At 59.4% G+C, this 17432-nt stretch carries 23 protein-coding genes and 1 tRNA gene; 4 read left to right on the forward strand and 20 right to left on the reverse strand.

Going from position 1 to position 17432, the window contains the following annotated elements:
• Positions 1-53 precede the first annotated feature (53 nt).
• The 6 genes from KX928_RS24105 to KX928_RS17560 all read right to left on the reverse strand — a co-directional run bounded on the left by KX928_RS24105 (position 54) and on the right by KX928_RS17560 (position 4424).
• Positions 54-176, reverse strand: a complete 123-nt coding sequence (locus KX928_RS24105) for a hypothetical protein (protein ID WP_257883913.1) — start codon at positions 174-176, stop codon at positions 54-56.
• Positions 176-1066 (reverse strand): HD domain-containing protein, encoded by an 891-nt coding sequence (locus tag KX928_RS17540; protein WP_219505314.1) that lies wholly within the window; start codon positions 1064-1066, stop codon positions 176-178. Before KX928_RS17540 ends, KX928_RS24105 begins: the two co-directional genes overlap by 1 nt.
• A 347-nt stretch (positions 1067-1413) precedes the next feature.
• Positions 1414-2298 carry a DUF6456 domain-containing protein gene (locus tag KX928_RS17545; RefSeq protein WP_219505317.1) on the reverse strand — a complete coding sequence of 295 codons (885 nt, stop codon included), beginning with the start codon at positions 2296-2298 and terminating at the stop codon, positions 1414-1416.
• 12 nt (positions 2299-2310) lie between these two features.
• Positions 2311-2580 (reverse strand): hypothetical protein, encoded by a 270-nt coding sequence (locus tag KX928_RS17550; RefSeq protein ID WP_219505319.1) that lies wholly within the window; start codon positions 2578-2580, stop codon positions 2311-2313.
• A 3-nt stretch (positions 2581-2583) separates the two neighbouring features.
• Positions 2584-2877 carry a hypothetical protein gene (locus tag KX928_RS17555; protein WP_219505321.1) on the reverse strand — a complete coding sequence of 98 codons (294 nt, stop codon included), beginning with the start codon at positions 2875-2877 and terminating at the stop codon, positions 2584-2586.
• Positions 2874-4424 carry a DNA methyltransferase gene (locus KX928_RS17560; protein ID WP_219505323.1) on the reverse strand — a complete coding sequence of 517 codons (1551 nt, stop codon included), beginning with the start codon at positions 4422-4424 and terminating at the stop codon, positions 2874-2876. The genes KX928_RS17555 and KX928_RS17560 overlap by 4 nt, the downstream gene beginning before the upstream one ends.
• Before the next feature lie 297 nt (positions 4425-4721).
• On the opposite strand from KX928_RS17560, the gene KX928_RS17565 reads away from it, so the two are divergent.
• Both KX928_RS17565 and KX928_RS17570 read left to right on the forward strand, forming a co-directional pair.
• Entirely contained in the window at positions 4722-4958 is a 237-nt protein-coding gene (locus KX928_RS17565; protein ID WP_219505325.1) for a helix-turn-helix domain-containing protein, read from the forward strand.
• Complete coding sequence (locus KX928_RS17570; RefSeq protein ID WP_219505326.1) at positions 4948-5124, forward strand: hypothetical protein; 177 nt, start codon at positions 4948-4950, stop codon at positions 5122-5124. The genes KX928_RS17565 and KX928_RS17570 overlap by 11 nt, the downstream gene beginning before the upstream one ends.
• A gap of 28 nt (positions 5125-5152) precedes the next feature.
• On the opposite strand, the gene KX928_RS17575 is transcribed toward KX928_RS17570, so the two are convergent.
• The 12 genes from KX928_RS17575 to KX928_RS17630 form a co-directional block, all read right to left on the reverse strand.
• Positions 5153-5770 (reverse strand): SOS response-associated peptidase, encoded by a 618-nt coding sequence (locus tag KX928_RS17575; RefSeq protein WP_219505328.1) that lies wholly within the window; start codon positions 5768-5770, stop codon positions 5153-5155.
• Positions 5771-6166: 396 nt separating this feature from the next.
• Positions 6167-6415 (reverse strand): hypothetical protein, encoded by a 249-nt coding sequence (locus KX928_RS17580; RefSeq protein WP_219505330.1) that lies wholly within the window; start codon positions 6413-6415, stop codon positions 6167-6169.
• Between the two features lie 181 nt (positions 6416-6596).
• Positions 6597-7871, reverse strand: coding sequence for a hypothetical protein (locus KX928_RS17585; RefSeq protein ID WP_219505332.1), 1275 nt, complete (start codon positions 7869-7871; stop codon positions 6597-6599).
• Positions 7872-8100: 229 nt separating this feature from the next.
• Positions 8101-8463 (reverse strand): thermonuclease family protein, encoded by a 363-nt coding sequence (locus KX928_RS17590; protein WP_219505334.1) that lies wholly within the window; start codon positions 8461-8463, stop codon positions 8101-8103.
• Positions 8460-9806 (reverse strand): DUF6538 domain-containing protein, encoded by a 1347-nt coding sequence (locus KX928_RS17595; RefSeq protein ID WP_219505336.1) that lies wholly within the window; start codon positions 9804-9806, stop codon positions 8460-8462. Before KX928_RS17595 ends, KX928_RS17590 begins: the two co-directional genes overlap by 4 nt.
• 3 nt (positions 9807-9809) lie before the next feature.
• Positions 9810-10208, reverse strand: a complete 399-nt coding sequence (locus tag KX928_RS17600; RefSeq protein ID WP_219505338.1) for a hypothetical protein — start codon at positions 10206-10208, stop codon at positions 9810-9812.
• A gap of 469 nt (positions 10209-10677) precedes the next feature.
• A tRNA-Phe gene (locus tag KX928_RS17605) sits at positions 10678-10752 on the reverse strand.
• A 246-nt stretch (positions 10753-10998) separates the two neighbouring features.
• Positions 10999-11199: a DNA gyrase inhibitor YacG gene (locus KX928_RS17610; RefSeq protein ID WP_219505340.1), complete on the reverse strand. Its 201-nt coding sequence runs from the start codon at positions 11197-11199 to the stop codon at positions 10999-11001.
• Positions 11196-12218, reverse strand: a complete 1023-nt coding sequence (locus tag KX928_RS17615) for a ribonuclease E/G (protein ID WP_219505342.1) — start codon at positions 12216-12218, stop codon at positions 11196-11198. The genes KX928_RS17610 and KX928_RS17615 overlap by 4 nt, the downstream gene beginning before the upstream one ends.
• A complete protein-coding gene (locus KX928_RS17620) occupies positions 12215-12790 on the reverse strand; it encodes a Maf family protein (RefSeq protein WP_219505344.1) in 576 nt (191 codons plus the stop codon). Before KX928_RS17620 ends, KX928_RS17615 begins: the two co-directional genes overlap by 4 nt.
• A gap of 4 nt (positions 12791-12794) precedes the next feature.
• The gene (gene infA / locus KX928_RS17625) at positions 12795-13013 is read right to left on the reverse strand and encodes a translation initiation factor IF-1 (RefSeq protein WP_005978431.1); all 219 of its coding nucleotides are present in this window, start codon (positions 13011-13013) and stop codon (positions 12795-12797) included.
• 79 nt (positions 13014-13092) lie between these two features.
• Positions 13093-13968 carry a carbon-nitrogen hydrolase family protein gene (locus tag KX928_RS17630; protein ID WP_219505347.1) on the reverse strand — a complete coding sequence of 292 codons (876 nt, stop codon included), beginning with the start codon at positions 13966-13968 and terminating at the stop codon, positions 13093-13095.
• A 180-nt stretch (positions 13969-14148) separates the two neighbouring features.
• Here KX928_RS17630 and KX928_RS17635 point away from each other — a divergent pair, with 180 nt between their 5' ends.
• Both KX928_RS17635 and KX928_RS17640 read left to right on the forward strand, forming a co-directional pair.
• Positions 14149-15105, forward strand: coding sequence for a LysR family transcriptional regulator (locus KX928_RS17635; protein WP_219505978.1), 957 nt, complete (start codon positions 14149-14151; stop codon positions 15103-15105).
• Positions 15106-15172: 67 nt separating this feature from the next.
• Positions 15173-15865 carry an NAD-dependent deacylase gene (locus KX928_RS17640; protein WP_219505349.1) on the forward strand — a complete coding sequence of 231 codons (693 nt, stop codon included), beginning with the start codon at positions 15173-15175 and terminating at the stop codon, positions 15863-15865.
• 66 nt (positions 15866-15931) lie between these two features.
• Here the strand turns inward: KX928_RS17640 and rpmB are convergent, their stop codons facing one another.
• Both rpmB and meaB read right to left on the reverse strand, forming a co-directional pair.
• A complete protein-coding gene (gene rpmB, locus KX928_RS17645; RefSeq protein ID WP_219505351.1) occupies positions 15932-16231 on the reverse strand; it encodes a 50S ribosomal protein L28 in 300 nt (99 codons plus the stop codon).
• Between the two features lie 139 nt (positions 16232-16370).
• Positions 16371-17360, reverse strand: a complete 990-nt coding sequence (gene meaB / locus KX928_RS17650) for a methylmalonyl Co-A mutase-associated GTPase MeaB (protein ID WP_219505980.1) — start codon at positions 17358-17360, stop codon at positions 16371-16373.
• Positions 17361-17432 lie beyond the last annotated feature (72 nt).

The raw sequence follows: 17432 nt of genomic DNA on the forward strand, positions 1-17432 counted from the left end.
CGCCAAGCGCGCTCACCAGAACCATTGCGAGGATCAAGAGGGGACCGGGCACGTCAGCCCCGGAACCAAGGGACCGCCGCGAGCGCTGCAAAGGCGACCCCCGCGATCTCGTTTCCCGTGTAGAACTGAGGGACGGCCGCCATGGCGCAGAGGCCCGAGAAGATAAACCCGGGCATCAGCGCAGCCCCAGACTGTCAGCGACCCGCAGAAAATAGGCGGCTGGTTTCGTGGTGCGGCAAATGCCGTCCGGGTGACCGTCGGACATGCCGGGCCATGCGGGCATTTTCGGCAAGAAGACCCGGGCCTCAGTATCGCAGGCGAGGCGATCCACTTCCCGGACTTCGTCGCATTCCAGAATGAAGGCAGGCAGGCCGAAACGGGTCTCGACAGCCCGAGACATAAACCCATCGATGTCACGGTAGGCCGGGCATTGGCGCTTGATCGGGGAAAGCATGTCGCCAATCAGGTATTCGGGGGCGTCATGCAGAAGCGCCGCGCGCTCCAAATTGAGGCGGGTTTGAGGGTCCCAACCTTCGTCAATCCCGATCGACCGCATGATACGGAATGCGCCGACCGAATGCTCGGCAACCGTGTAATCGTCCTCCATGGCAGGGCCGAAGCGGTATTGACGCGCAAGGCCGCGGGCGACCTCTTGAAGGTTGATCGCCAGCGGATCAGGGTCGAGGACGTCCAGATAGCCCTTGCCTGTCCAGACCGCGCTTTCGGTCCAGCCTTCGGGGACGTCCATAAACGGGGCCTCTTTGTCCTTGCTCGCTTTCGCGATCAGGGCGGCCGGGTCTTCGCAATTGGTTTCAAGTTTGCCGACCGTTAGCTTTGTGTCGGCTGGCATTTTGAACTCGGCGGGGGTGGTCGGTGGCGCGGCGGGGGCCGGTGGCTTAGCGGTTGCGTCTGTCACCGCCTCGGGCTTCGGCTCGACCGGACCGACAGTTTGCGAGGCCGTTTTCGGGGGTTCGCCTTCATGTTCGGGCGCGGCTTCGGGGTGGACTGATCCCGAGAGGCTTGGAGCCGATTTCTTGAGTGTGGTGGTCGGCTTTTTCTTGGTCATAACAGGAGTCCTTGTTTGTCGTTTTCTGGGGGTTGAGGTTTCGGCGTTGAGGGGGCGCGGGGGCGTGGCGGGGGTTCCCCGGTGATCTCGGCGACACGGTCGCGGACGTCTTTCGAGTAGAAGGTCGAGGGCCAAGGGAACGGGGTTCGGGCCGCCTTCTGCATCCGGGCGATACCTTGCGCGTTGCACTCGACCGACCCGCAGTGCCGGAAGATGCCAGCGTCGCGGATCGAGGCCGGTCGCGCGTCCTTGAAGCCGGGCCAGCGTAACCCGTAGGGCGCAGGCTCGACGCCGCAGACCATGCAGGGAAACGGGCGCGGGGCGAGAGGTTCAACCTTTGCCACGGGTCAGGCCGCATATCCGCGGTCGCGGGCCAGATCGAGCGCGATCAGGAAGATCATTTTGCAGGACCGCGCGGGCCAGCCGAGCGCCTTTTCGATCGCCTCGAACCCCAGACCGTCCACAATCAGAGCCTTGAAAATCGCGGTCAGCGTCTCCCCGATGTTGAGGTCGGCGATCGCGTCCAGAAAGCGGGCAGGATCGGTCTGGGCTGTCTCGATCATGGACCAGACAAGCGCGATATGCTCGGCCTCAAATCTGGCGGCCGACATGCGGCTGGCCCGTTCCATCTGGGCAATCAGCGCCGAACCTAACGCCGGGCCGTACCTCTTTCGACCCTCGGAGGCGATCCGATGGACGGCGGGCCGGACAGGCGGGGGCGTCTTGATCTCGCCGAGGGCGTCGGGGGCGACGCCGGTCAATTCCAGCCGGGCAACCCGGACGGTCCCCTGCCCCGGCTTGCAGCGCGCCACGCCGGACAAGACCAGACCAAGAGCAGCAGGGCGGGAGATCGTCGCGACTTGGTCGCCATTTTGCAGGACGGGCGATCGGGCGGTCTCGATCCCGACCAAAATCGAGACCGTAGACTTCCGGCCGATCGAGGCGGTCGCGAGCGCGGCCGAAACTTCGTAAGCAGACGTTCCGAGGTAGTAGAGCAGCGACTCAAGGTCGAAGCCGCGGGGGGCGTCGGTCTTGGGGGCGGCATACTCGCGGGAAATGTCGTCCCAGATCTGAGACCAAATCGGGCAATCCCGCGCATCCTCGATTGAGCGGATACGGCGCAAGACGGTTGAGGCGTGAACACTTTCGGCGCGAGCGATCTCGCGGATCGGCTCAGCCCCTACGGTGTGGCGAAGATATGCGGCGGCTTGGTCGGGAGTGATCGCGGGCATGGCGAAAGGTCCTTACTTATCGGCGGTGAGGGGAGAACGGGGTGCGAGATTTCGGGCGGTTTCGTCCGCATTGATCGAGGCGATCAGGTCGGCGACCGCTTGGACGTGGGCCGCCCAAGTGTGGAAAACTGCGCCCCGGTGCGGATTGTGCCGGGCCGCTTCCAGTGCGGCCTCATCTGCAAGAGCGACAGTCAGCGGCTTGACCTTCGCGCCCCCGTTGGAAACGACGATCGAGGCGGCCGCGACCAGAAGCCGAGGGCGGCGGGGATAGGGGGACAGCATGGATCAGGACCCCCGATCAGCTTTGGCAAGCAGTGCGGCAAAAGGGGCGAACTCGCCCGCAGCCCATTTGCACCCGGCCCGGGTCACGCGGTCGGTGCCGTGATCCAGAAAACCGCGTTCAATTGCCGCCGCGCGAAAAAGCATTAGGTTTGCGCCATCCAGACCCGCCACACGGGCCAGCGGGCGGTCGCTGACTTCGGCAGTCGCGGCGGCGGCAAGAAAGTGCAGCAGCTTCGGGTTAGCGAAAGAGGTCAATGCCTCGGCGCGGGTCGGGTTTAGGTGAAATGCAGCGTTCATTTTGTGACGTCTCCAAAGAGAGAGGGTTGCTTATCGGTCGCGCTTTCGGCGGCCGACTTGGCTCGGGCCGCGGCGGCCTCGGCAATTCGGGTCGGATCAAATTCAGGAAGGCGTGACCGGATATGCGCGGCATATTCGGCGTCGCGCTCGATCAGGTGGCAGCGGCGACCCTCAGTCGCGGCCGCCCAAGCGGTCGAGCCGGACCCGCCGAACGGGTCGAGGACAAGGCCGCCGCGCGCCGTCGTCATGCGAACAAGCCAGCGCATCAGGCTTTGAGGTTTGACGGTCGGGTGCTTTGCCCCGGCACGGTCGGCCTTGCTGGCCTTGGATGAATAGAAGAACCGACCGAAAGAGCCGGTTTCGTCAAAGGGGAACCGCTTCAAAACTTCGGTCGAACCGTCATGCGTCACGTTCGCAGGCCAGCGATCGCCGTCCGGTATCCGGGCGGCGTCGATATTCAATCCGCCGGTCCCGGTCGCAATCGTCTGGCGGGCGACAGACCCGGCGGCAAGCGGCTTACGGGCGAGAACGATCGGCTCAATCGCGGGCTTAAGGCAGGTCCCCCACCCTTCCCATTGCAATGCCGCCTCGGTTGCGCGGGTTATCTTGCGGGTGCGATCACCGCCCTTAAACATGCCGCTTTCGACATGCTCGGCCCATGATCCGTTATCAGTCCGGGAATAGGTTTCCTCGCCGACGACCTCGCGCCGACCCCACGCGTCGCCGGGCTTCCCTTTGCGATCATTTAGGCGATCGACCAGGTCCTCGATTTCGGCGGGGACCGACATAGCAAAAAGACTATTGAGCCGGTTCCATTGGTCAGGCTTCGGGATAGCGGCTTGCGCACCTCTTGTCGTCCAGTGACCGGCCATGCCGTTCGTCCCGAACACCTCGTCAATCTTAGCATTCGTCAGACCGGCACGATCGCGAGCCTCGGCGATCCATGCAGTGACCTTGATGATTTCGGCGTGATCGTCGCGCAGCATGTCGATACCGGCCGCAACGTCGTGAGATTTTGGAAAGCCAGTCCCGTAAAGCCATCCCATCAGCGGGCCGTCAGCCCCGGCGAGGGCGCGGTGCAAGCCTTTGGCTTGATCGGCGGTGAGGGTATCGAGGAAGTCGGACCAAGCGTCGGCCGTGTCGTAGAGATCAAAGATCGAGTCTCGGATTTCCCAACCGGCCGCCTCGATCGCGGTCGCCATGTGGTGAAAGGTGCGGGAGTGGTTGAAGGCGACCAGATGTGCGCCGGGCTTCGCGACCCGCAGCATTGCGGCCCACGTCTCAGGACGAAAGGCAATATCGCCGCCGTCCCATTCCTTGCCCATGAAGCCCTTAGAGGATCGCTGAAAGAGACCGTCGGTCCCCTCTTTCGCCTCGGCCGCATTCGGACCGCCGAACCGCTTTACGATCGACGCTAGATGATAAGGCGGATCGGTTACGATCGCGTCGAATGAGTTTTCGGGAAGGGCAGCGAGAACGGCGAGGCAATCGCCTTCGGATAACGTGACGTTTTCGCCTTTGGGTTGATCTGCGTCATGGTCAGACATGGAAAAGCACCTCTAATCGGATGCCTTAACTTGTGGACCAATATGTTGCGGGATTACAGTTTCAAACCGTGCCTGATTTGGATGTGTTCTTCCAGAATGACGATCTGATCGGCTTTAAGAAAGGAAAAGGTGGGACAAAACGGCTAAAATTATCCCTTACAGCCAACTCTTTCCGGTTTTCGGCCCTGGTTTCCCAAAGGTTCGATTACTTTTATGTTGCGGGATTTTCGCCTTAGAGTAGAGTGTACAAAATCACCCGGTGATTTGCGATTACCCATTTTTAGCGAGGTGCGTCCCATGGCGGAGACTGAGAGCAGCCAACCCACGGTTGAGGCAAAAACGATGAAGATCGACATGGCAGGCCGGACACTTGCAGACGTGATAAAATCCGTCGAGGCAAACTATCTCGGCCACGTCCTGACCGAAGCCGGGGGCAACAAGCGCAAGGCGGCCGATCTCGCCGGTCTCGCGCCGGACACGTTCCGCAAGAAACTGTCCCTCTACTCGATCCGGGCGGTCTTCAGTGTCGGTTGACAAAGAGCAGCTAGAAAAGGCGCTCACGGTGGCCGCTGCACTGGTGTCAGAGTACGGCGACGCCTACCTGCCCGCATTTTTGCGGATTGAGGCAGAACTGGAAAAACGCCAAGCCCAAACTTGCGCGATTGACCGGGCGAGAGTGATCGCCCGGCGCATGGGCTAGAGCAACACGCGCCGACCACTCACCCCTATCAGATGATTTGCAGCGCGCCAGCCTCTAGCGGTCGTTGAAGTGTCAAAGCCTCATCCATCGGCGCGGACAACCACAAGTCGACCTCGGCCTGCGTCGTCAGGATCACCGGCATAGCTTTTTTATGAACCGCGGCAACGGTGGCGTTAGGTTCGGTGGTCAGGAAGGCAAAAAGCGTGTCGTCCGTCGGCCCATCCCTGACTTTCCGAATTGACGTCCATTCCGTCCATATACCCGCGAAGAAGGCGAGCGGGAGGCTTTCGTCCAGAGCAAACCAAACCTTTGCTTTCGTGCGATCGTCGTTTTCGCAAAAGCTGGTGAACGGCACCACGCAACGATTGTCCGGGCCTAACCAGCGCCGCCAGTGGCCGGACTTTGTATTCCGAACAATTGCCAAGCCCGGGTCCCGACCGCTCGCCGGTAGCTTAGACTTGGGTGACGGCATTCCCCAACGCATCATCGAGAGAACGCGGCCGTCCGGCCCCTCCCGAACGGTCGGAGCCATTTTGTCCCGATAGATTTCGGGCAGCGCTTGCAGGTTGCCGGTTCGATCCTCCCAAACCTTGGCGACCTCGCGAATGGCGTCCTGAGATTTGGTCATTGAATAGAGATTGCACATATCACCCCCCTAGACTGGCATTGAATGTTCTTTATATGTTCACGCCATGCCACTCAATCCCGTCTCTCTAGGCTTCAAGTTTCAAATCCGGGTGGAAGACCTTACCCCGCGCGACATGCTCATGGTGACGTGCCCGGGGTGTTCTGCGTCGTACAAGGTGGCAACCTATCAGCTATACATGCGCTTTGAGCCCTTCATGCCACTGATCGAAGCCGAGAAACACATGAAATGCAGGCGTTGCCCCTACAAGGGAGAAATGAGGTGGGCCGTTTTTCGAGCGTCACCGACGGTTGGGCTAGTCCGCGCAACGACGCGGCTGTGATCCGACACAAGTGTCCACATGCAGCCCAAACTGGACGTTCATCAGGCGGCCTCACAAGAACATCACCCAAGGGATTATGCGGCGGTGTCGAGGATAAGCACCAGAGCAATAGCTGTAATAAGCAACAGCAGGCCAAAAATCACCTTAATGACTGTCCAGAGCCGTCGAAGCCCGCCGCGCTCTACCCAGTCGAATGCTTCCTCGACGACCTCTTCAGTAAAAGCGTCAGCCGCCTTCTTTCTGTTTAGAGCAACGTCCCGCACTCGCCTGTCGGAACGTTGCTTCCTTGCCCGTTCGCTATCGCGCTCCTGCTTCAATTTCACCTGACAGTCCCTTCCTGACAGAAACTAATGCGCAGACACGACCGTAATGGATTCGAGTTGCTGAACCAACCGGGCCAGCCCGAACCGGACGTTGAACTTGAAGGCTGGTAGGCGGTGCTGTTGGACAAAACACAACATTGCCGCAATTGCGCTCTGTCGGCTATCGTTAAGTTTTCGACAACTACAAAGAACTTAAGACCGAACTGGACCGAACCAAAGCATTTTGCGCGACAAACTGCATCAACTCGGTATACGCCCACATATCTTCTTCTGCAGTCGAAAATGGTAGAATCATCTCCGATTGAGGGCCTTCAAAGCCGTTCTTAGTATGAACAATGCGGCAGCGGATATCATAGAGAAGCTCCGCAATATCAGATCGATGATCGTGGTCTCTTCGAACAACGTTTACGGTTTTATCTGTGATGCCCTTTCGTTTTTTGCCAATTATTTCTGAGATCTCTTCGTTGTCGTCAAAAAACTGCCTAACATCGTCCAATGTTAGCACTTCCAACACAGTCACTTTCATCTGCTCGCGCTCACTGGCGCCCACTCTTCCACTACCGGATATCGTTGCAACCAATTTGGTAAGGTCAGATTCCCGATCCACTCTAAAACTGGGGTTTTTGAGAATCTTTCGAGCTCCCCTAACGGCATCGAGCCTAGCAAAATTTGGGAAATAGTATTCAACCACCTGATAATAGGCTAGAAACTGCAAGAGTGGCATTCCCCGAGCACTTCTTGCATACCAATACAGAGAGATTGGTGCTTCGTCGTACTCGAACGCAGGAAACCGAATACTTGCCGGTTCATCAGTGGTTGAACTTCGGGACCGAACTGGTTGGCCTCTACGAAGCGTCTTTCGAAGAGCCAAGGCCACGCCTCTCTCCATGTCCAACTGAAAAAAGAGCGAGTTGGAGATCGTTTCCAGTGCCTTCAGCGCTGAAGCGTACTTTCGCTCACCGCCAAGAGAAATCTTTAGACTGATTGGTCGGCGAGCAGCGGGCCGCAAAGCTAGGGCTGCAAAGTCTTCTGTACATTTCGATATCTCCACCCAGATACCGTCGGGCCGCTCAGCCCGCAAGGCGAAATCTGCTACTTCGTCATTGCCTTCTACTTCATCACTTCCTGAAACCTGAGCGAGACCTAACCGTCTTTCCATTAGTGCAAAATTAAATGGATCCCTTGGCGAAATGGCAGCTTCAATTCGCCCGCTTTTCAAGTCCACAATCGCATCGTAGCTGCCCAAGAAGGAGAATCGCTCAAATTCAACTGCTAGTAGTAGTTCGGCTCTTTCTTGGCTGGACACGCCAAATCGCCGCTTTTCTTTACCTTGAGGAAAAAGGACGTAATAGTGATTTGTAACGTTCCCGCGAAATTCAGATACTACGCAATCAGTTTCAAGGCCCGCTTCTTCTGCCCGTTTGATCACCGAAGCGGTTTCGTCCGAGATATGCATTAAACCTTCCATTGAAACAGGCCTCTCGATGTCGAATAGAGCGCCAACCTGCTATGCGGCTCCTCTAGTCTTGTATTCTCAGAACTGGCAAGTAGCAAAGAAATATCGTGGCTTGTAACGCCGCAAGCTACTGTTCGAGAGAGTTGCAGCTTTGGGACTTTGGGTTCGAAGTAGACACCAAGGTCCCAACTTTGCAAAGTCGGCTTTCTGCGCACTGTGTTCATCAGAGTCAGCTTTTGCACCAGTCTTTACGCTCACCTGCCCATGGGACGGCTAACCCTTCCTCGACCAGGACGTGGCCAACACGCCGACCGTCGGGCAACCGAAGGTGGATCAAGGGTCGGTTGAAGTTGTCAAACCGACCCAAAAACTCGATTTCGACACCCGCCGAGACCAGTTCTTCCATGCGGCGCTTTGATTGCACCCCAAGCAGTTTTTCCGGCAGGCACTCTGCACGCCAATCCGGCGCGGGGGCGTCGATCCCCTCGATCCTCATGCGACCGCGCTCGCGGTTCTTGACCGTGTCGCCATCAACCACAACGAGGGGGTCCGAGACGTCAAAGAGCGCCACCAGAAGGAGCGCCGGGATCAAGTTTCGGCGTCCTCGGGTCGGGCAGGATAGGCGACCTTCTCCAAGACCTCCAAACGAGCAGGAAGTGCGCCGCCGTCCCCGTACTTCGGCCGCGCGTACTTGTGGCCCAAGATGTCAGCCCGAATGCGGTCGTCAGCGCCGACACGCTGCAAAGCATCTTCCATCGCGTGGCGCAGACTGTAAGGGGTGTGTTTGTCAGTCTCACGAAGACCATGGACCCGAAGGTGCTTTGTCACGGCCGCCGACCAGCCGTTTGCCTTGTGGGCATATCGTCCGATGCCACCGCGGGCGACGATCCGGCGGGCGGCGGCGAGAGATACGCCGAGCAAGGGAATTTCGCGTTCGGTGTGGGAGACTTTCAATTCGCGGCCGTGGGCGGCGACCCGAAAAAACGGTATCGGCGCGTCGGTTTCGAAATCAGTCAGCGGCGCGTCCGTGATCTCGGAAGGTCGCAAGCCGGTGTTGATCATCATCAGGAAAACGTCCGCCGCTTCATCATTGAGCGCGTCAAAAGCGCCCGGAGCGAGTAGCTTGCCGCTGATCCACTCGGGAGAAAAGGGCGGGATTCGACCTTCCTTTCCGGGGGCAAGGCGTAGACCCTTGAACGGGTTCGCAAGAGGGACGTCGGTCAGCTTGGACCACGTCTCAAGGATCGTCGCGAGGATGCCGATATGCTTGTTTGCCGCGCCTGCGGTGACCTCGCCCGCCTCAACCCGCTTTGCCCAATGCTCGCGATAGGCAAGCGCATGAGCGCGGGTGATAGAACCAACCGGCAAAGGGTCCTCTGAAAACCTCGGGTCCTCAAAAATGACCTTGTTGAAGACCTCAACCGCATGACGGCGCAGGCTTTCCCACCGCTTCGCTTGCGCCTCGGATTTCTCGCGGCGATCGACGGACGTCAAGGATTTGTATTCCTCGAAGACCTCCATAAGCGTTGGCGTTGCCGCGGGAACCGTCCCCATGATCGCCGAGGCGATTTCAGGCGGCGCGACGGTTTCCCCCTCGCCGAGGGCCAGAAGACGACGGACCAGGTCCTGCAAGTCACCCGCGGCGACGTCGTCAATCGGCTTATAGGTGAAGCCATAGGTCGAGGCGATCTTGCGGGCATTCTGATAGTGTTTGTGGGCCGACGCGCCATCCCCCGCCGCGAGCGCTTCCCATTGCGCCAGATAGGCCGCCTCGACTTGTTTCGCCTTGGCGCGGGCTTCGTCTCTACTATCGGTAAAGAGGGCTTGGCGGACTTGTGAGACGGGCTTTCCATCCTTTCCGCAAACGATACCCTTAAACCTCTTAGGAACCCGCATCACGAAATAGTAGCGGCCCCGATCATTGGTGATCCCCACAGATCAGCCTCCCGAGCAATCGCCTGCCCAGACCTTTGAGCCGGTCGGAGCGATTGTGAGGCGACAAGAGAACGCAGGGGCAGCCGTCTCGACAGCATCAGACGCCGCAAGGAAAGAGGCCGGGGCGGCAGTGAGGGAAAGACGGGCGGCCTCGGCGTCGGCCGGGGCGTAAAGGTAGGCGGCCGTCAATTGTCCCTCAGTCCAAGGGGCACGGTCCAAAATCGCGCGGGCGTCGCCGGGATCATCCGGAATCGGCGCAGTGTAGATCAACAGGCGGTTGCGTTCCGGCGTCTTGAAGTAGGCGACCCGGTCGGCCGTGTTGCGGGTTAGCGTCAACCCTGCCACAATCAAAAAAATCAAGAAGAAAGAAACAGAAAACATGAAAATCAATACCTTGCGCATACAGTAGCCCCCGCGGCGACAAAAGATTTCCCTGTCTACGTTGCGGGTTTTTAAAAATCAACTCGCGAGATCAGGGGATAAGTAGTTTGGCAAGAACCCACCAGTTTAACGCGAATAGTGCATAACCGATCAGCGCAGGCAAATAGGTGTCCCAAATCGGGCGAGATTTGTGGGGTCGGCGATCCTTTACGAGTCGATCGCAAGCGGCAAGGCTGGCGTCAAAGTCTGGCGGGGGTGCGTCGCTTACGCACCTAAACAAAATCCGGTCGCAAACCTTTGAGACCGCGGCGTCGGTCGCCTCTTTAGTGATGTTTTCGAAGGATAGTCGAGTCATTTCAGCTTACCCGGTTTTCAATTTTGTTGCGGGATTTGTTGCGGGATCACGCAACATTTGTCAACATGAAAAACCCGAAAAACAAGGGAAATCCCTGTCTTTCGGGTACTTAGGCTAATTTTTTCTGGTAATTTATGGTGCCCGGGGGCGGAATCGAACCACCGACACGAGGATTTTCAATCCACTGCTCTACCCCTGAGCTACCCGGGCAGGGTTGCCAAATGAATGACTGGGTGCGCGGTTTCTATGAGGTTGCATAGATACTGTCCAGTGCCTTTTTCGCCCGAGTCACATTTGCTGGGCGCATTGGTAAAACATCCACGTCATCCGAGAGGTTGGCACTGTTCCTGCTCGCATCCCACGCTGTTTCATATCGCAATGCTCACGCTCCATGGCAGCCAGTTTGCGGCGGTTCATCGCTCCTCGGGCGGATGCAAGGTCAGGGGTCTTCCAGTTTCAATGGGGTTTGCATGTCGGATCGTCGCTCAGCGTCGCCTCGTCCAGAGCTTTGTCCAGCTCCTCCAGATCTTCTGGGTCATTGGATGGCACCGCATAGCTTCCGTTGAACCAGCGGGCCAGATCAAGATCGGCACAGCGCTTGGAACAAAAGGGGCGCAGGCTTTGCGAGACTTTCTTTCCACAGATCGGACAGCTCACCGCAATACCTCTTCAAGCGGAAGCCTTGCGCGCTTGCGCTGCAGCTCGTAATGGCCCAACGGCGTCCAACCCACGAGCGCTGTTTCCACGTCATCCGCGCGGAAACTCTGGCGCAGGGCAGTCTCGAATGCGCGGCGATCTTTCTTGGGCATGGGCGCTAAGTCCACCACAATCTGCCCACCCAAGCCCCTCAGACGGAGCTCGCGGGGCAGCGCCCTGGCACAGGCGAGATTTGCCTTGATCCCGGCAGCCAGAGACGTGTCTTTGCCGGTGTTCACGTCGACCGCGACCAGCGCGCGTGTCGGTTCGACAAAAAGACTGGCGCCGTCTGCCAGCGCCACGTCTGCACGACGCAGGTTGTCGAGCATATCATACACCCCAAGCGCGTTGAGCCCGCCGGGTTCCGTGATGATGTCAGCCGGATCGACCCAATCGCGCCAGGCCAGCACATGGGGTCCGTCACCCTCGGCGAGGGTTTCCATGCCCTGACCGTCATCCAGGGTGACACGCCGGGCCAGATCGGCCATGTTGGCAACGTCCTCGGCTATCTCGTCAGCATCTGCCGAAACGCAGGAGGACCGCAGGATCAGCCCGGTTTGCTGGCCATCCAGAACATCATGGGCAATTTCCAGCAGCCGGTCCCGTTCGGCCTCGTCCTTGATCGCGCGGCTGATGTTCACACCCGGCGCGCCCGGCGTGACGATGGCATAGCGGCTCTTGAAGAGAAGCTTTTGCGTCACGGGCAGCGCCTTGCCGGGCTCGGCATATCCGGTGACCTGCACAAGCAGAGGCTGACCGGGGGCCAGGCCCTTGACCTTTCGCAGAAATGCGGGGCCATCGGGTGTTTTCAGAAACATGCCGCCCTGCCCTTTTACGGGACGATCCGCCACCGCGCGATACACGGTGCCCGGACGCGGGGCATCAGCGTCTATCAGCAGGTCCTGTAACTGACCATCGACAACCAGGGCGGCCGTTTCGCGATCGTTCACATGGTCCAGAATGATGCTGCGCCCTTTCATGAAACCCGACCTTTCAGGGACACGCCTGCTGCGCGCAAAAGATTTGCGGTCTCTGCCAGAGGCAGGCCGACAATGCCGGTGAAAGATCCGCTGATCCACGGAATCAGAGCACCGGCAGGACCCTGTATGCCATAGCCACCTGCTTTGCCGCGCCAATCCCCGGTATCAAGATAGGCGCATAGTTCTTCTTGCGAGAGGGACTTCATTCGCACCGTGCTCACCACATCTTTTTTCCAGAGATCCGTGCCACGCTTCACCGCAACGGCGGTAATGACACGATGCCGCCTGCCTGAAAGACGCGACAGGAACTCCGCGGCCTCAGCCCGATCTGCCGGTTTTCCCAGAATGCGCCGCCCCATGGCAACGGTAGTGTCGGCGCAGAGCACGACATCCGACGCATCCGCCTCGATGGCCAGCACCTTTTGATGAGCGATGCGCACGCAATACGGGCGCGGTAATTCGCCCTTCATGGGGTCCTCATCAACGTCAGGTGCCCTGATCGCATCTGGTACAACGCCGATTTGCGCCAGCAATTCCTTGCGGCGCGGACTCCCAGACCCCAGTATAAACAAGGGCTTACTTGAAGCGGTAGTTGATCCGACCCTTGGTCAGATCATAGGGGGTCATCTCGACCTGCACCTTGTCGCCAGCCAGAACGCGGATGCGGTTCTTACGCATCTTGCCTGCCGTATGTGCGATAATCTCATGGCCGTTTTCAAGCTCGACCCGAAATGTCGCGTTCGGCAGGAGTTCCTTCACGACACCGGGAAATTCGAGCGTATCTTCCTTGGCCATGGTTTCTCCTTGTTTGCACGCCCACCAAGTTGCGGACGACGCTTAAATGCGCGCATTCGCTGGCATTTTCAAGGGGGATTCAGCGCATGGACACAAATGGCGCAGCGTTTTCCCGCCCTTTCTGCTCCGTCCAGTGGCGGCGTCCAAGTACACGGCCGTCGGCGCGCACATTGGCGATGGTGTCCAGCTCTATCTCCGCACAGGTCCAACCCGGGGCATTCATATCACCCACCGCGATGACGCCGGTCTGCGGAAAGCCGACATCGGGAGGCCCGAATACGCCTCCGGCACCGGTTGTCACATCGACCGCTGGCGACCAGGACGCCTCCCCTACCAGTGCGGACATGATCACGACACACTGGGTCTCCAGCGCGCGCGCCATTGCGCCAATGCGCACCCGCCAGTAGCCTGAAAGGGCCTCGGTGCACGAAGGAACGAGGATAAAATCGCATTCCGACAGAGCGCGGCCCAAAAGCGGGAATTCGCAATCATAACAGATCAGGATGCCGCACCTACCCAGAGCGGTGTCAAACACCTGCAATGGTTCTCCCCCCACGACACGCCAGACGTCACGCTCGAACCGGGTCATGATCTGTTTATCCTGAACACCCATCTGTCCGCCCGGTGCAAACAAGCGCGCACGGTTGACAGGTCTCGTTCCGGTGGCCGCGGGACCAGATGCCGCCAGAATGTGCATCCCGTAGGACGCGGCGAGGCTCTTGTGCACTGCGTTGGCATCCTCCAAGCGCTCGGACACGGCGAAAAGAGATTTTTCCAGATCCCCCGCGACGTCGCGACCGGCCAGCGTGGCCAGTTCCATTGCGCCATACTCGGGGAACACGGCAAGGTCGGCCCCCGCTTGCGACGCCTCTGCGACCCAGGTTTCGAGCTTGTCCTCATATTGCGCCCAGGAGGACAGGAAATCGAGTGGATAGGCGGCGGTTGCGATTTTCATGGGGCGGTTCCTCAACACTTTTGCCCCATCGTCACGGATTGCACCAGCGGGTGCAAGGCACCCTCATCATGGCAGGCAGTTTTACATTATCTTCATCTGACATGCGCCAGATCCATGTTTTCATACGCTCCTGATCGTTTAAGCTTACAAAATCGAAAACTGCGCGGAGGCGATGCAATGATGAAAGGGATTACCTTGCGCGGACTGGAGGTCTTTGAGGCGCTTGCCAGCTCCGGATCGGTGGCACAGGCGGCCAGCCTGACCGGGCTTAGTCAGCCCGCCGTCAGCCAGCAGCTGCGCAATCTGGAGGCAGCACTTGACACCGCACTTGTCGATCATGGGCGCCGACCGATGCGCTTGACGCCCGCTGGCACGCTGTTTCTGGCACGGGCCGAGGTGGCGCTGGCTGAGATCAGGCTGGCGCAGAGCGAGTTGACGGTCATGGACCTTGCCCACCTCAAGGCGTTGAGTATCGGCATCATTGACGATTTCGATGACAAGCTGACCCCGCGCCTGGCCACCATTCTCGCGGATAGTCTGACGGGATGTCAGCTCAAGATGATCACCGCATCCAGCAACGAGCTGACGGATGCCATTGCCGGAAAGCGTTTGCATCTGGCGATATCGGCGAACGCCGGGCGACCGGTCGACAGTGTAGTGGAATACCCGCTGGCGCGCGATCCGTTTATCCTGGTGGCGCCGCGTGGTGTTCACCTGGCCAACGGCGCCTTGCCGCCCCCCGATGGCTTGCCCTTTCTTCGCTACGATGCGGATCAGCTGATCCGCCACCAGATCGATGAAGCCTTGGCGAAACACACTGGAAATCACCCCAACCGGTTTGAAATCGGCAGCCATCTCGCCTTGATGGCAATGGTCGCGCGCGGGATCGGCTGGGCGGTTACGACCCCCTTGGGATACATGCGCGCGCAGCGGTTTCACGATCAGCTGGTTGCCCACCCGCTGCCTTTCAGGCCATTTGCGCGCCGGATTTCGCTGTTTGCAAGCGACGATTGGGCCGACGATGTGCCGCGCAACATCGCCGAGACGATGCGCCGCCTGATACAAACCCAGGTGATTGATCCCGCCTTGACGGAGTTACCGTTTCTGGCCGGTGAGCTGCGTGTTTTAGCAGGCTGACCGCAATCCGCTTTGACACCGTCGCACCAGCACGGCATGAAAGCAGTCGCGAAAAGGACTTCCGAACATGAATAAGATCGTAATCCTCACAGGTGCAGGCATATCCGCTGAAAGCGGCCTTGGGACGTTCAGAGCCGAAGGCGGGTTGTGGGCACAGCACAAGATCGAAGACGTGGCCACGCCCGAAGGCTTTGCCCGCGACCCCAGGCTGGTTGTCGATTTTTACAACGCCCGCCGCGCGCAGGCGGCTGAGGCGTCGCCCAATGCAGGCCATCTTGCACTGGCAAAGCTGGAAGCGGCGTTCCCCGGCGAAGTCGTTTTGATCACCCAAAACGTGGATGACCTGCACGAGAGAGCGGGCATGTCGCGTGTCATGCACATGCATGGGGCTCTGAGCGGCGCGCTGTGTGCGGCTTGCGATCATCGCTGGCCTGCGCCCATGGTCATGGCGGCGGGGGACAGTTGCCCCAACTGCCAACGGCCCAGCGCGCGACCGGATATCGTGTGGTTCGGGGAGATGCCATACGACATGGACGAGATCTTCGAGCACCTGTCAGGTGCAGATATGTTTGCCAGTATCGGAACATCCGGCAATGTCTACCCTGCTGCGGGATTTGTCGCCGAGGCCAGGCGTTTCGGCGCCCGGACGGTTGAATTCAATCTGGAACCGTCGCTGGTAGGCAGCCAGTTCGATGACATTCGCATCGGGCCGGCAACGCAAACGCTGCCTGTCTGGGTGGACGAAATTCTCGCAAGTTAGGCCCGTAAACAAAAAACCCCCGCCCGATGCCGGGCAGGGTTAATTCCGGGAAGTGTTCAGTGCGCCTTAGCTCAGCGCTTCGGCTGTGTCAGACGACTTCGCAATTGCCTTTTTCACTTTCAGCGCATTGGCCGACAGGTCGCTGTCCTTGGCTTTCGCCAGGAACTTGTCCAGGCCACCCCGATGATCGACGGTGCGCAGTGCAGCCGCGGAAATGCGGAATTTGAACGCGCGGCCCAACGCTTCGGATTGCAGGGACACGTCGTTCAGGTTCGGCAGGAACCGGCGGCGGGTTTTATTGTTGGCATGGCTGACGTTGTTGCCAGTCATCGGGCCTTTTCCGGTCAATTCGCAAACGCGCGACATGGGTTCATCCTTTTTTTCTCAGGTCGTCCCGGCGGTTCGGTCAACGACAAAAGGGGGCAGCCACAGGCCACACCCCGGAAATTCGTTCGCTGGCTTTAGTGGGAATCGCAGGGCTGGTCAACCCGAACGGCACCGGATTTCATGACTTTGATGCGTTGCTATTCTTCAGATCGGTCAGAAACCGCTCCGCCGCGACCGAAGGCGTCATGTCGCCCGAAGCAACCTGTGCGCCCAATATGGCCAGCATGTGCCGCGCGGCCGTACTCTCCAGTTGCGACAAGAGCGTATTTCTGACCTCCTGCTCGAACCAGTATCTTGCCTGCTCCGATCTTGTCGCGTCCCAGAACCCGTTGGTCTTGCGCCATTCCGTCAGCGCTGAAAGCTCTGCCCAGACGTCATTCAAACCGGCCTCCTGCAGCGCTGAAACCATCATCGCCTTGGGATACCCCGGCGGATCCTGCGGCCGTTTCCGCAACAGGCGCAGCGCGCCGGTATAATCCGCGCAGGTTCGCGTGGCCGCCGCCCTGAGGTCACCATCTGCCTTGTTGATCAATATGATGTCCGCAATCTCCATGATGCCGCGTTTCACGCCCTGTAACTCGTCACCGCCCGCCGGCGCCAGAAGCAGCAGAAAGATGTCGGCCATCTGCGCCACCACGGTCTCCGATTGCCCGACACCAACGGTTTCGATCAGAATGACGTCGAATCCAGCGCCTTCGCAAAGGGCCACCGCCTCCCGGGACCGACGTGCGACGCCTCCAAGGTGAGTCTGGCTGGGAGACGGGCGAATGAACGCTCCCTTGGCCCGCGACAGGCGGTCCATCCGGGTTTTATCGCCCAGAATAGACCCGCCAGAGCGTGTGGACGACGGATCGACGGCCAGAACCGCAACCTTGAGCCCCTGCGCCACCAGCATCATGCCAAAGCTTTCAATAAAGGTGGATTTGCCGACGCCCGGAGTGCCCGACAAGCCGATACGCAAGGCCTGCCGGTCCTTTGGCAGGGAATCCAGCAGGGCGGCTGCGTGATCCCTGTGATCCGGCCGCGCGCTTTCCACCAGGGTGATCGCCCGCGCCAAAGCCCGGCGTTCCCCCTGTGCCACCCGCTCTGCCAGATCGCCAATGTCCATCCAGATCATCCCCTTTGCCTCCGCAGGTTTTCAGCCAGGTGCATGGATTTGTCCAGTGCTTGGCGCGGGCGG

The organism is Roseobacter insulae (genome assembly GCF_019375555.1).
In the GTDB taxonomy this organism is placed as follows: domain Bacteria; phylum Pseudomonadota; class Alphaproteobacteria; order Rhodobacterales; family Rhodobacteraceae; genus Roseobacter; species Roseobacter insulae.

What these genes read in the sequence shown, in the direction of transcription:
- KX928_RS17565 (WP_219505325.1), top strand. Translation starts at nt 4,722, where the DNA reads ATGGCGGAGACTGAGAGCAGCCAACCCACGGTTGAGGCAAAAACGATG.
- infA (WP_005978431.1), bottom strand. Translation starts at nt 13,013, where the DNA reads ATGGCCAAGGAAGATACGCTCGAATTTCCCGGTGTCGTGAAGGAACTC.
- KX928_RS24105 (WP_257883913.1), bottom strand. Translation starts at nt 176, where the DNA reads ATGCCCGGGTTTATCTTCTCGGGCCTCTGCGCCATGGCGGCCGTCCCT.
- KX928_RS17555 (WP_219505321.1), bottom strand. Translation starts at nt 2,877, where the DNA reads ATGAACGCTGCATTTCACCTAAACCCGACCCGCGCCGAGGCATTGACC.
- KX928_RS17540 (WP_219505314.1), bottom strand. Translation starts at nt 1,066, where the DNA reads ATGACCAAGAAAAAGCCGACCACCACACTCAAGAAATCGGCTCCAAGC.
- KX928_RS17560 (WP_219505323.1), bottom strand. Translation starts at nt 4,424, where the DNA reads ATGTCTGACCATGACGCAGATCAACCCAAAGGCGAAAACGTCACGTTA.
- KX928_RS17575 (WP_219505328.1), bottom strand. Translation starts at nt 5,770, where the DNA reads ATGTGCAATCTCTATTCAATGACCAAATCTCAGGACGCCATTCGCGAG.
- KX928_RS17585 (WP_219505332.1), bottom strand. Translation starts at nt 7,871, where the DNA reads ATGCATATCTCGGACGAAACCGCTTCGGTGATCAAACGGGCAGAAGAA.
- KX928_RS17635 (WP_219505978.1), top strand. Translation starts at nt 14,149, where the DNA reads ATGAAAGGGATTACCTTGCGCGGACTGGAGGTCTTTGAGGCGCTTGCC.
- KX928_RS17630 (WP_219505347.1), bottom strand. Translation starts at nt 13,968, where the DNA reads ATGAAAATCGCAACCGCCGCCTATCCACTCGATTTCCTGTCCTCCTGG.
- KX928_RS17640 (WP_219505349.1), top strand. Translation starts at nt 15,173, where the DNA reads ATGAATAAGATCGTAATCCTCACAGGTGCAGGCATATCCGCTGAAAGC.
- KX928_RS17550 (WP_219505319.1), bottom strand. Translation starts at nt 2,580, where the DNA reads ATGCTGTCCCCCTATCCCCGCCGCCCTCGGCTTCTGGTCGCGGCCGCC.
- KX928_RS17600 (WP_219505338.1), bottom strand. Translation starts at nt 10,208, where the DNA reads ATGCGCAAGGTATTGATTTTCATGTTTTCTGTTTCTTTCTTCTTGATT.
- meaB (WP_219505980.1), bottom strand. Translation starts at nt 17,360, where the DNA reads ATGGACATTGGCGATCTGGCAGAGCGGGTGGCACAGGGGGAACGCCGG.
- KX928_RS17545 (WP_219505317.1), bottom strand. Translation starts at nt 2,298, where the DNA reads ATGCCCGCGATCACTCCCGACCAAGCCGCCGCATATCTTCGCCACACC.
- rpmB (WP_219505351.1), bottom strand. Translation starts at nt 16,231, where the DNA reads ATGTCGCGCGTTTGCGAATTGACCGGAAAAGGCCCGATGACTGGCAAC.
- KX928_RS17615 (WP_219505342.1), bottom strand. Translation starts at nt 12,218, where the DNA reads ATGAAAGGGCGCAGCATCATTCTGGACCATGTGAACGATCGCGAAACG.